At 59.7% G+C, this 12,902-nt stretch carries 10 protein-coding genes; 7 read left to right on the top strand and 3 right to left on the bottom strand.

What is annotated here, in order from left to right; genetic code table 11:
* Positions 1-135 precede the first annotated feature (135 nt).
* The gene (bioB, locus tag AC1DSG_RS19785; protein ID WP_477792397.1) at positions 136-1,191 is read right to left on the bottom strand and encodes a biotin synthase BioB; all 1,056 of its coding nucleotides are present in this window, start codon (positions 1,189-1,191) and stop codon (positions 136-138) included.
* Between the two features lie 92 nt (positions 1,192-1,283).
* Here bioB and AC1DSG_RS19780 point away from each other — a divergent pair, with 92 nt between their 5' ends.
* The 5 genes from AC1DSG_RS19780 (at position 1,284) to rarD (ending at position 7,078) form a co-directional block, all read left to right on the top strand.
* The gene (locus tag AC1DSG_RS19780) at positions 1,284-2,024 is read left to right on the top strand and encodes a ComF family protein (protein WP_477792396.1); all 741 of its coding nucleotides are present in this window, start codon (positions 1,284-1,286) and stop codon (positions 2,022-2,024) included.
* A 63-nt stretch (positions 2,025-2,087) separates the two neighbouring features.
* Positions 2,088-2,852, top strand: coding sequence for a TOBE domain-containing protein (locus AC1DSG_RS19775; protein WP_477792395.1), 765 nt, complete (start codon positions 2,088-2,090; stop codon positions 2,850-2,852).
* A gap of 58 nt (positions 2,853-2,910) precedes the next feature.
* Positions 2,911-4,812 (top strand): PhoX family protein, encoded by a 1,902-nt coding sequence (locus AC1DSG_RS19770; RefSeq protein ID WP_477792394.1) that lies wholly within the window; start codon positions 2,911-2,913, stop codon positions 4,810-4,812.
* Between the two features lie 197 nt (positions 4,813-5,009).
* Positions 5,010-5,984 (top strand): serine/threonine protein kinase, encoded by a 975-nt coding sequence (locus AC1DSG_RS19765; protein ID WP_477792393.1) that lies wholly within the window; start codon positions 5,010-5,012, stop codon positions 5,982-5,984.
* 206 nt (positions 5,985-6,190) lie between these two features.
* Positions 6,191-7,078, top strand: a complete 888-nt coding sequence (gene rarD / locus AC1DSG_RS19760; protein ID WP_477792392.1) for an EamA family transporter RarD — start codon at positions 6,191-6,193, stop codon at positions 7,076-7,078.
* Between the two features lie 215 nt (positions 7,079-7,293).
* On the opposite strand, the gene AC1DSG_RS19755 is transcribed toward rarD, so the two are convergent.
* Positions 7,294-7,812 (bottom strand): glycine cleavage system transcriptional repressor, encoded by a 519-nt coding sequence (locus AC1DSG_RS19755; protein ID WP_046029919.1) that lies wholly within the window; start codon positions 7,810-7,812, stop codon positions 7,294-7,296.
* 547 nt (positions 7,813-8,359) lie between these two features.
* Between AC1DSG_RS19755 and AC1DSG_RS19750 the strand changes: the two genes are divergently transcribed.
* A complete protein-coding gene (locus tag AC1DSG_RS19750; protein ID WP_477792391.1) occupies positions 8,360-10,537 on the top strand; it encodes a malate synthase G in 2,178 nt (725 codons plus the stop codon).
* 57 nt (positions 10,538-10,594) lie between these two features.
* Here the strand turns inward: AC1DSG_RS19750 and AC1DSG_RS19745 are convergent, their stop codons facing one another.
* Complete coding sequence (locus AC1DSG_RS19745) at positions 10,595-11,053, bottom strand: response regulator (RefSeq protein WP_477792390.1); 459 nt, start codon at positions 11,051-11,053, stop codon at positions 10,595-10,597.
* A 251-nt stretch (positions 11,054-11,304) separates the two neighbouring features.
* Between AC1DSG_RS19745 and AC1DSG_RS19740 the strand changes: the two genes are divergently transcribed.
* On the top strand, positions 11,305-12,902 hold a 1,598-nt coding region (locus AC1DSG_RS19740), incomplete at its 3' end, for a DUF294 nucleotidyltransferase-like domain-containing protein (RefSeq protein WP_477792389.1).

Below are 12,902 nucleotides of genomic sequence, written 5' to 3'. Positions count from 1 at the left end.
GGTCTCACTCCCACATTTGATCGCATTCCAATGTGGGRGCGAGCCTGCTCGCGATGGCGGATTCACAGCCAACATTGATGTGACTGGAAGGTCGCAATCGCGAGCAGGCTCGCTCCCACAGGGGATCAGCGTCGATTAAACAGCAGCGTTGTAGAACTGCTCGCTGCTCTTCTGCTCAACCAGTGCCTGCTCAATGGCGGCCTGATGCACCTCGTCCGCGTGCTCTTCGCGCGCTTCCGGCAGAATCCCCAGGCGCGAGAACAGTTGCATGTCTTTGTCAGCCTGCGGGTTGGCGGTGGTCAGCAGTTTTTCCCCGTAGAAAATCGAGTTGGCGCCGGCGAAGAACGCCAGGGCCTGCATCTGCTCGTTCATCGCTTCGCGGCCAGCGGACAGGCGCACGTGGGATTGCGGCATCAGGATACGGGCAACAGCGAGCATGCGGATGAAGTCGAATGGATCGATGTCTTCGGCATTTTCCAGCGGCGTACCGGCGACTTTCACCAGCATGTTGATCGGCACCGATTCCGGGTGCTCTGGCAGGTTGGCCAGCTGGATCAGCAAGTTGGCGCGGTCATCGAGGGACTCGCCCATGCCGAGGATGCCGCCTGAGCAGATTTTCATCCCCGAATCACGCACGTAGGCCAGGGTTTGCAGGCGCTCGCTGTAAGTGCGAGTGGTGATGATGCTGCCGTAGAACTCCGGCGAGGTGTCGAGGTTGTGGTTGTAGTAGTCGAGACCGGCCTGCGCCAGGGCTTCGGTCTGGTCCTGGTCCAGGCGGCCCAGGGTCATGCAGGTTTCCAGGCCCATGGCTTTTACGCCTTTGACCATTTCCAAAACGTACGGCATGTCTTTGGCCGACGGGTGTTTCCACGCCGCGCCCATGCAGAAACGGGTCGAACCGATGGCCTTGGCGCGAGCGGCCTCTTCGAGGACCTTCTGCACTTCCATCAGCTTTTCTTTTTCCAGGCCGGTGTTGTAGTGACCGGACTGTGGGCAATATTTGCAATCTTCCGGGCAGGCGCCGGTTTTGATCGAGAGCAGCGTGGAAACCTGGACGCGGTTGGCGTCGAAATGCGCGCGATGCACCGTCTGAGCCTGGAATAACAGGTCATTGAATGGCTGAACGAAGAGTGCTTTGACTTCGGCCAAAGACCAGTCATGACGCAGGGTTGCAGAGGTGCTGGCGCTCATGGGCGTTTCCTTTGTTTTATGCTTGGCAAGCGACTGAGGGATGGAATACCCACAGACGCGACACGGATGTTCGGCATATTTAAGGAAGACTCATGCGCTGTCAACCACGTTACGAAGGACCGGTTTACATCTGGTTAAAAAACAAACAACACTGCTTGCTCTGTGCTGAACCGGCCGATGAACACATCCCGATCTGCATGGCCTGCGAAACGGAGCTGCCCTGGCTTGGGGATCACTGCCAAACCTGCGCCTTGCCCTTACCGGGTTCCGGACTCACCTGCGGTCAGTGCCTGAATCAACCGCCCGCGTTCCAGCAAGTCGCCGCGCCGTGGACTTACAGCTTCCCGGTGGACACCCTGATCACACGTTTCAAGCACTCTGCAAAGTGGCCCTTTGGCCGCCTGCTCGCCGAACTTCTCGCACAATTCCTGCAACATGGCTTCGACGAAGACCTGGATCGTCCCGATGCGCTCGTTCCGGTGCCGCTGGCCTCTAAACGCCTGCGCCAACGGGGCTTCAATCAAGCCGCCATGCTGGCCCGCTGGCTCGGCACTTATCTGGACATTCCTTGCGACGAAACGCTGCTGGTGAGGACCCAAGACACCAGCGCACAGCAGGACTTGAATGCCGACGCGCGCAAAAAGAACCTGCGCAACGCCTTCGCCCTGACGCCCGGCGCGCGCATCAAGGGTCGTCATTTGGCGTTGGTCGACGATGTGCTGACCACTGGCGCCACGGCGCAAGCCCTCGCCCGACTATTGATGGACGCAGGTGCTGCGCGGGTTGACGTGTACTGCCTGGCCCGCACCCCCAAACCGGGCGACATGGCCTGACTTGACTCCCAGGCTTGCAGCAGCCAACGTCCTCTGCATCGTCTCAGCCCAAAGCACCTCGCCATGTCCTTGCCTACATTGTTGTCCCAGCACATTGTCCGTCGTCCGCAGCGCATTGCGTTGCTGCAACACATCGCCGAACAAGGCTCGATCACCCGTGCCGCGAAAAGCGCGGGCCTGAGCTACAAGGCGGCGTGGGATGCGATCGACGAGCTGAACAACCTGGCGCAGAAGCCGCTGGTGGAACGCAGTGTCGGTGGCAAGGGAGGCGGCGGCGCCAAACTCTCCAGCGAAGGCCTGCGTGTGTTGCGCCTGTATCAAAAACTGCAAGCCTTGCAGGCCCAGGTATTGGAGGCGGCCGAAGATGCCAGCGATCTGGACCTGCTTGGTCGCCTGATGCTACGGACCAGCGCGCGCAATCAATTGCACGGCACAGTGGTGGGGATCGAAGCTCAGGGGCGCAACGACCGGATCCGTCTTGAACTGGCCGAAGGCTTGACGATCGATGCGCAGATCACCCACGACAGCACCCTGCGCCTGGAGTTGGTAACCGGTACCGAAGTGGTGGCGTTGATCAAGGCCGGCTGGCTTGAATTGTTGGGTATCGATCAACAAGCAACACCCGGCAACAACTTCTTGAAAGGCATCATCGAAGCCATTCTCGACGCCGAAGACGGCCCCAGCGAAGTACGAATCGGCCTGCCCAATGGCCAGACACTGTGCGCCTTGGCCGAGCCGCTGCATTTGCGCACGCTAGGGCTTGCCGCTGCCAAACCGGTGCTGGTGCAGTTCGCGCCATCCAACGTGTTGCTCGGTACACCGCTCTGAAACAAAAGCGTCACCAATGCACTTTAAGGTGGCTGCAAAAACCCGCAGGGAGCCTGATGTGAGCCTATTAGAAGAAAACCATTCCACCGACCTCGAAAAGATGGTCGGCCTCAGCCGTCGTGGGTTCATCAGCGCCGGTGCCCTCTGCGGTGCCGCCATGTTCCTCGGTGGCAACCTACTGAGCCGAAGCGTGCTCGCCGCGAGTGTTAGCGCCGGCACCAGCAAGTTGTTGGGTTTCGACAGCATCCCCGCCGCCACCAGCGACGCCATTACCTTGCCGTCAGGCTACAAATCCTCGGTGCTGATCAGTTGGGGCCAGCCTCTGCAAAAGAACGGTCCAGCCTTCGACCCGAGTGGCAACGGCACGGCCGAGCAACAGGAAGTCCAGTTCGGCGACAACAATGACGGCATGAGCCTGTTCGAGTTTCCCGGTGAAAAAGACCGGGCGCTGATGGCAATCAACAACGAATACACCAACTATCGCTACCTTTACCCGCATGGCGGCATGCCGCAGTCCGCCGAAGAAGTGCGCAAGGCGCTGGCCTGCGAAGGCGTGTCGGTGATCGAAGTGCAGCGCAAGAACGGTCAATGGCAATTCGTCCAGGGCTCGCGCTACAACCGGCGTATTCACGGCAACGCACCGATCAGCCTGAGCGGCCCGGCCGCCGGCCATGACCTGCTGAAAACCAGCGCCGACCCACACGGCAAAAACGCCCTCGGTACCTTCCAGAACTGCGCCAACGGCAAGACACCATGGGGCACTTACCTGACGTGCGAAGAGAACTTCACTGATTGCTTCGGCAGCAGCAATGCCGAACATAAATTCGATGCCGCGCAGAAACGCTACGGCGCAGTGGCGGCCAGTAAAGAGATCAACTGGCATCAGCACGACGAGCGATTTGACCTGGCGAAGAATCCCAACGAACTCAACCGTCACGGCTGGGTGGTGGAAATCGACCCGTTCGATCCGCAATCGACCCCGGTCAAGCGCACGGCCCTTGGCCGCTTCAAACATGAGAACGCCGCGCTGGCAGAAACCCATGACGGCCACGCCGTGGTGTACATGGGCGACGATGAGCGTGGAGAGTTCATCTACAAGTTCGTCAGCCGCGACAAGATCAACCACAAAAACCCCAAGGCCAACCGCGACCTGCTGGATCACGGCATTTTGTATGTGGCGCGCTTCGACACCGGCGACGGCAATGCCGATCACCCGAAAGGCCAAGGCGAGTGGGTCGAACTGACCCACGGCAAAAACGGCATCGACGCCAGCAGCGGTTTTGCCGACCAGGCCGAAGTGCTGATCCACGCGCGCCTCGCCGCCAGTGTGGTGAAAGCCACGCGCATGGACCGTCCGGAATGGATAGTGGTCAGCCCCAAGGATGGCCAGGTGTATTGCACGCTGACCAACAACGCCAAACGCGGCGAAGAAGGCCAACCGGTGGGCGGGCCAAACCCGCGTGAGAAAAACGTCTACGGGCAGATTCTGCGCTGGCGCACTGACCGCGATGATCACGCCTCGAAAAGCTTTGCCTGGGACCTGTTTGTGGTCGCCGGCAACCCGGGCATTCACGCCGGCACGCCGAAGGGCGGTTCGTCGAACATCACGCCGCAGAACATGTTCAACAGCCCGGATGGTTTGGGCTTCGACAAGGCCGGACGGCTGTGGATTCTCACCGATGGCGACTCAAGCAACGCCGGTGATTTTGCCGGCATGGGCAATAACCAGATGCTGTGTGCCGACCCTGAGACCGGGGAAATTCGCCGGTTCATGGTCGGGCCGGTAGGTTGCGAAGTCACCGGGATCAGCTTCTCGCCGGATCAGAAGACGTTGTTTGTCGGGATTCAGCATCCGGGGGAGAACGGCGGTTCGACGTTCCCGGAGCATCTGCCGAATGGCAAACCGCGGTCTTCGGTGATGGCGATTTCCCGGGATGATGGCGGGGTCGTCGGCGCCTGATAAGGCTAGTAAATGATCGTTCCCACGCTCTGCGTGGGAATGCCTCACCGGACGCTCCGCGTCCGCTTCTGGGGACGCGGAGCGTCCCTGGCTGCATTCCCACGCRGAGCGTGGGAACGATCCCATCCCCTAAAGTCAGCCCGTCTGCGCTACCATGCTTGGCCGGACGCGGCAGCCTGCTGCGCGCAGGAGTCAGCATGGCCCACCCGTTTGCAACCCTCACCCCAGACCTCGTGCTCGATGCCGTCGAAAGCATCGGCTTTCTCAGCGACGCGCGCATTCTCGCGCTCAACAGCTACGAAAACCGTGTCTACCAAGTCGGCATCGAAGACTCCGAGCCGCTGATCGCCAAGTTCTACCGTCCGCAGCGCTGGACCAACGAAGCGATTCTCGAAGAGCATCAGTTCACCTTCGAACTCGCCGAGTGCGATGTGCCAGTGGTCGCGCCAATGATCCACAACGGCGCCAGCCTGCACGAACACAACGGCTTTCGTTTCACCCTGTTCCCACGCCGCGGTGGCCGCGCGCCGGAGCCGGGGAATCTCGATCAGCTCTATCGCCTCGGTCAGTTGCTGGGTCGCCTGCACGCCGTGGGTTCCACCAAACCGTTCGACCACCGTGAAGCGCTGGGCGTGAAGAACTTCGGTCACGACTCGCTGACCACCTTGCTTGAAGGCAACTTTGTACCCAAAAGCCTGCTGCCGGCCTACGAGTCCGTGGCCCGCGACCTGCTCAAGCGGGTGGAAGAGGTCTACAAGGCAACGCCGCACCAGAACATCCGCATGCACGGCGACTGTCACCCCGGCAACATGATGTGCCGCGATGAAATGTTCCACATCGTCGACCTCGATGACTGCCGCATGGGCMCGGCAGTGCAGGACATCTGGATGATGTTGGCCGGCGACCGCCAGGAATGTCTCGTGCAGTTGTCGGAACTGATGGACGGCTACAACGAATTTCACGATTTCGATCCGCGAGAACTGGCGTTGATCGAACCGTTGCGCGCCTTGCGCTTGATGCACTACAGCGCCTGGCTTGCCCGTCGCTGGGACGACCCGGCGTTCCCGCACAGTTTTCCGTGGTTCGGCAGTGAGCGGTATTGGGGTGATCAGGTGTTGGCGTTGCGTGAGCAATTGGCTGCACTGAATGAAGAGCCACTAAAACTCTTCTGATTCACCCTGCTCCCCAGTGGGAGCGAGCCTGCTCGCGATAGCGGTTGATCATTCAACATCGATGTCGACTGACCCGACGCTATCGCGAGCAGGCTCGCTCCTACAGGGTTGCGTGTTCACAATTGCCCTACCTATTCAGGCAGGACATCAGCAGACAAATCTCCTTACAATCCCCACTTTGTTAGTTGCCTAAGCAAGGATTCTGCATGCAAGCCGCCAACCCGCGTCGCGGGTACATTCTGGGCCTTACTGCCTACATCATCTGGGGACTTTTCCCGATCTACTTCAAAGCCATCGCCAACGTGCCCGCCGCGGAGATCATCATCCATCGCGTGCTCTGGTCCGCTCTGTTCGGCGCCTTGTTGCTGATGGTATGGAAACATCCAGGCTGGTGGCGCGAGTTGCGTGACAACCCCAAACGCCTGGCGATCCTGGCCCTGAGCGGCACGCTGATTGCGGCCAACTGGCTGACCTACGTGTGGGCAGTGAACAACGGGCGGATGCTCGAAGCCAGCCTCGGCTACTACATCAACCCGCTGGTGAACGTCCTGCTGGGCATGCTGATCCTCGGCGAGCGATTGCGGCGCATGCAGTGGATCGCCGTGGGCCTTGCGGCAGTCGGCGTGGCGCAGCAGGTGTGGCAAGTCGGCAGCCTGCCATGGGTGTCACTGGTGCTGGCGTTGTCCTTTGGTTTCTACGGATTGATCCGCAAGCAGGCGCCCGTCAAAGCACTGCCCGGTCTAGTKGTGGAAACCTGGATGCTGGTGCCGATTGCAGTCGCGTGGCTGCTGTTCAACCCGACGGCGGCCAGCGCGCAACCTGAGTTCTGGACCACCTCCGAAGCCTGGTGGCTGGTCGCCGCCGGCCCGATCACGCTGGTACCGCTGATCTGTTTTAACGCCGCCGCAAGGCATATCCCCTACACGACCCTGGGATTCCTCCAGTACCTGGCGCCGACGCTGGTGCTGTTGCAAGCCGTCCTGCTGTTTGGCGAACACCTGTCGTCCAGCACGCTCGTCGCGTTCATCTTTATTTGGGCGGGCTTGGCGGTTTATAGCGTCGACGCGTGGATAAGTCTGCGTCGCCGCACCTGATCAAAAAACGCACAAACCTCTACAGGCCACGTTCTACGTGGCCTGCATCGATCCTTCCCAAGGTTATCCACAGCGTGATCCCCGGCGTTTGTGCGCAACTTGTTGAAATTGATGGTTTTTTGATCAGACCCTGAAGAAGCCCGGCCGGCGTGGGCTGGCGGGCTGTCTCTACAGGTTATCCACAGGCGGATGCACGTTAAACTTGGATAACCCTGTCAAGGCTCACTGCGCAGTACCAGTTCGACCATCAAATCGTCCGCCAGGGTTTCCAGGCGCGACTGCAATACGTCCAGCGACAAGGTCAGCGGCACTGCGAGGATTGCCTCAGCGTGAAACAGCGGCTCGCTGCTCATCGGCGCCGGCCGCACTTCAGTCACCAACCGTTCAAGGTTCACGCCCTGCTCACTCAACAAACGAGTGATGTCGCGCACGATCCCCGGACGGTCATTGCCCACCAATTCCATTGCGATCGGCTTCCAGGTGCAGGATTGCTCGATACCGCTTTCGGCAATCAGTACGCGAATGCCTTGGGCGGACAACGCTTGCAGGGCATCCACCAGTTCATCGTAGGCCTCGGCCGGCACGCCCACCCGAAGTATCCCGGCGAATTGTCCGGCCATGCGTGACATGCGGCTTTCCAGCCAGTTGCCGCCGTGCTCGGCAATGCACTGGGCGATGCGCTCGACCTGCCCGGGCTTGTCTGGAGCAAATACTGTGAGTACGAGGTGGTCCATGGCGCAGCCCTCTTGTCATGACTTTTGTTATAGAAAACCAAGTATAGGCAAGGGCTGATGCTGCGTTGATTCGTATGGCGCCATCGCAAGCAGGCACACTCACAAAAGATTTCGCACGCCTTTGTGGGAGCGAGCCTGCTCGCGATTGGTGCGCCGCCGACAAACCTGCCAACAACAAATCGTGTACAAGTTTTTATATTTAACTGGAACAATCTAATAGTTTTTTGAGAACATCCTGTTCCCCGACATGACTGCAATGCGTCATGGGGTCGCAGAACGACGTAATTAGTCTAATTTTCACAAGCGCAACTCATCATGTAGTATGCCGCAGCGCGCACTACATAACGTTGGACCGATGTCTGCCACAGGCACACTCGCAACCCTGAAAAGCCCAGTCAGCAAGGCCTACAAGCCGTTGATCGGACCGAACCCAGCCGCTCGCAAGAGCATGTACTGGCGGACGGGTTTGTGGTTTAAATGGCCAGAGGCTTCATTGTCAAAATTGAAGAGCTGAAAAGCGAAATAGCTGAGCAGAGTGAGGCAAGCAATGACTGAACACGTTCAAGTCGGTGGCCTGCAGGTCGCCAAAGTCCTGTTCGACTTCGTGAACAACGAAGCCATTCCCGGTACCGGCCTCACCGCCGATAAGTTCTGGGCCGGTGCCGACAAGGTCATCCATGACCTGGCCCCGAAGAACAAAGCCCTACTCGCCAAACGCGATGATTTCCAGGCTCGTATCGATGGCTGGCACCAATCCCGTGCCGGTCTGGCGCACGATGCCGTGGCTTATAAAGCCTTTCTGCAAGAGATCGGTTATCTGCTGCCAGAAGCAGCGGACTTCCAGGCAACGACGCAAAACGTCGATGACGAAATCGCCCGCATGGCCGGCCCACAGCTCGTGGTCCCGGTGATGAATGCCCGTTTCGCGCTCAACGCTTCGAACGCCCGCTGGGGTTCGCTGTACGACGCGCTCTACGGCACCGACGCCATCAGCGAAGCTGACGGCGCGGAGAAAGGCAAAGGCTACAACAAGGTTCGCGGCGACAAGGTCATTGCCTTCGCCCGTGCTTTCCTCGACGAAGCCGCGCCCTTGGCGGCCGGCTCCCACGTCGATTCCACCGGCTACAAAATCGTTGACGGCAAACTGGTGGTCGCCCTTAAAGGTGGCAGCAACACCGGCCTGCGCAACGACGCCCATCTGATCGGTTTCCACGGCGACGCTAGCGCTCCGACCGCGATCCTGCTGAAGAACAACGGCCTGCATTTCGAAATCCAGATCGATGCCAGCACCCCGGTCGGCCAGACCGATGCTGCCGGCGTCAAAGACATCCTGATGGAAGCCGCGCTGACCACCATCATGGACTGCGAAGACTCCGTCGCCGCCGTCGATGCCGATGACAAAGTGGTGATCTACCGCAACTGGCTCGGCCTGATGAAGGGCGATCTGTCGGAAGAAGTTTCCAAGGGCGGTCAGATCTTTACCCGCACCATGAACGCCGACCGCACCTACACCGGTGTCGATGGCAAGGAACTGAGCCTGCATGGTCGTTCGCTGTTGTTCGTGCGTAACGTCGGTCACCTGATGACCATCGACGCCATCGTCGACAAAGACGGCAACGAAGTGCCGGAAGGTATTCTCGACGGCCTGGTGACCAGCCTCGCGGCGATCCACAGCCTCAATGGCAGCAGTTCGCGCAAGAACAGCCGCACCGGTTCGGTTTACATCGTGAAGCCGAAAATGCACGGCCCGGAAGAAGCCGCGTTCACCAACGAGCTGTTCGGTCGCATCGAAGAAGTTCTCGGTCTGCCGCGCAACACGCTGAAAGTCGGGATCATGGACGAGGAACGCCGTACCACGGTCAACCTCAAGGCCTGCATCAAGGCGGCCAGCGAGCGCGTGGTGTTCATCAACACCGGTTTCCTCGACCGCACGGGCGATGAAATCCACACCTCCATGGAAGCCGGCCCGATGGTGCGCAAGGCCGACATGAAGGCCGAGAAGTGGATCGGCGCCTACGAGAACTGGAACGTCGATATCGGTTTGAGCACCGGCCTGCAAGGTCGTGCGCAGATCGGTAAAGGCATGTGGGCCATGCCCGACCTGATGGCCGCGATGCTCGAACAGAAAATCGCTCACCCGCTGGCCGGTGCCAACACCGCCTGGGTGCCATCGCCGACCGCCGCTGCACTGCACGCGCTGCACTACCACAAGGTTGACGTGTTCGCCCGTCAGGCTGAACTGGCCAAACGTGCCCGTGCTTCGGTGGACGACATCCTGACCATTCCATTGGCGGTGAACCCGCAGTGGACCGCAGAACAGATCAAGAACGAACTGGACAACAACGCCCAAGGCATTCTCGGTTATGTCGTGCGCTGGATCGATCAGGGCGTGGGTTGCTCGAAAGTGCCGGACATCAACGACGTCGGCCTGATGGAAGACCGTGCAACGCTGCGTATCTCCAGTCAGCACATCGCCAACTGGCTGCGCCACGGCATCGTCACCGAAGAGCAAGTGATGGAAAGCCTCAAGCGCATGGCGCCAGTGGTTGACCGTCAGAACGCCAATGACGCGTTGTACCGTCCGCTGGCACCGAACTTCGACAGCAACATCGCCTTCCAGGCAGCGGTCGAACTGGTGGTCGAAGGCACTAAACAGCCGAACGGCTACACCGAGCCGGTTCTGCACCGTCGTCGTCGCGAGTTCAAGGCAGCCAATGGCCTGTAATTAAGCGCTGACGCCGGACAAAAAAGGCCCTGATCGAAAGATCAGGGCTTTTTTGTTTCAAATCGGAACCTGCGAATCCATTCCCAACTCATGTTTGACCAGCGCCAGCAGCTTGTCGGGATCGACAGGCTTGAGCAGGAAGTCGACCACGCTTAAATGCATCGCGGCGATCGCATCTTTCACGTCGGCGTCACCGGAAACGATGATGAATGGCATTGCCGCCCGAACCGACTCACGAACCTGGCGGATCAGGTCCAGACCATCGACATTTCCCATCCGCAGATCGGTAATCACCAGGCCAATCGATGGCATCGTCTCCAACATCCTGAGTGCCGTTTCGCCACTGGCGGCAGTCATGCAGCGCACCCCGTCCAGCGCCAGAATTCCCGACAGCAACTCGCGCGCGTCTTTATCGTCGTCGACGATCAGCACCCGCTGCGGCGGCAGGTCAGGTTCCAGCATGACGTCACTCAGCGCCTTGCGCTCGGCGTCACTCAAAATATCGTGGTCGGACATGGCTTACTCTACGTTTTCATTTCTTTTCCCTAGCACATCCGTCAGACATCGCTAAGCAGACCTTCAATGTGCGCTTGGTCGGAAAAGTTTCCTATAGCCAATGTAGGAGGTTTTTCCCACAGTTGCGTCAGACCGTTCCCAAATACCGACACCCGTACTGCCAACCTAGACTTACGTCCAATGGGCACCCTGCGCGCAGGGGCCGACCATGGTTGGGTCATCCGACAACAATAACTCCAACGACTGCGGTAATGGTTATGAGTAAAGCGGACGCCTTCACACAGGCAGGGAAAACCGCGGTGTTGCAGAACATCCAGGGCACTCTGCAATTTCTTCAGCGTTTTCCGCCCTTCAATCAGATGGAACACGCTCACCTGGCGTACCTGGTTGAGCAATGTCAGCTACGTTTTTATGCCCCCGGCGAGAGCATCATCAAGCCCGCCGATGGCCCGGTTGAGCATTTCTACATCGTCAAACAGGGCCGCGTCGTCGGTGAGCGCCCGCATACCGCCAAGGGCGGCACCGAAACCACCTTCGAAATCACCACCGGCGAGTGCTTCCCCCTCGCCGCGCTGCTGGGTGAGCGTGCGACCCGCACCGAACACCTCGCCGCCGAAGACACCTTTTGCCTGCAGCTGAACAAGCTGGCGTTCATCAAACTGTTCGCGCTTTCCAGCACCTTTCGCGACTTTGCCCTGCGTGGCGTCAGTAGCTTGCTGGATCAGGTCAACCAGCAAGTCCAGCAAAAAGCCGTGGAGACCCTGGGCACTCAGTATTCGCTGAACACACGCCTGGGCGAATTGGCCATGCGCCACCCGGTGACTTGCAGCCCGGCGACGCCGCTGCGTGAAGCAGTGACGCTGATGCACGAACAGCAGGTCGGCAGCATCGTCGTGGTCGATGAGCACAAAGCCCCGCTGGGGATTTTCACCCTGCGCGACCTGCGCCATGTCGTGGCCGAGGGCATCAACGACTTCAACGAAACTATCGAGCAGCACATGACCCGGGCGCCGTTTTTCCTGACACCGGACCACAGCGCTTTCGACGCGGCCATCGCCATGACCGAGCGGCACATCGCCCACGTGTGCCTGGTGAAAGATCAGCGCCTGTGCGGCGTGGTCTCGGAGCGTGACCTGTTTTCCTTGCAACGGGTTGATCTGGTGCACCTGGCACGGACGATTCGCAATGCCCCGCGCGTGGAAAACCTGGTGTTGATGCGCGGCGAGATCGGCCAACTGGTCGAACGCATGCTGGCGCACGGCGCGTCGTCGACACAGATCACTCACATCATCACCCTCCTCAACGACCACACCGTGTGCCGGGTGATCGAGTTGACCCTCGCCGAAAAAGGTGACCCCGGCGTGCCGTTCAGTTGGTTGTGCTTCGGCAGTGAAGGCCGTCGCGAGCAGACGCTGCACACCGATCAGGACAACGGCATTTTGTTCGAAGCTCGGGACGCTGCGCATGCGGCAGAGATACGTGGAAAATTGTTGCCGATTGCCCAGCAGATCAACCAAAGCCTGGCGCTGTGCGGCTTCACGCTGTGCAAGGGCAACATCATGGCGGGCAACCCGGAGCTGTGCTTGTCGCGTGCCGAATGGGCGCGGCGGTTTGCAGCGTTTATCCGCGAGGCGACGCCGGAGAACCTTCTCGGTTCGAGCATCTATTTCGACTTGCGCGTGGTTTGGGGTGACGAGCAAGGGTGCGAGCAATTGCGCCGCGGGATTCTCGATCAGGTTGGCGATAACCGACTGTTCCAGCGGATGTTGGCCGAGAACGCCTTGCGCAACCGTCCCCCTGTGGGGCGTTTCCGTGAGTTCGTATTGGCGCGCAAGAACGGTGAAAAAGC

The sequence above is a fragment of the Pseudomonas sp. P5_A12 genome (assembly GCF_056400685.1).
This window is presented reverse-complemented; position numbering and strand designations above follow the sequence as displayed.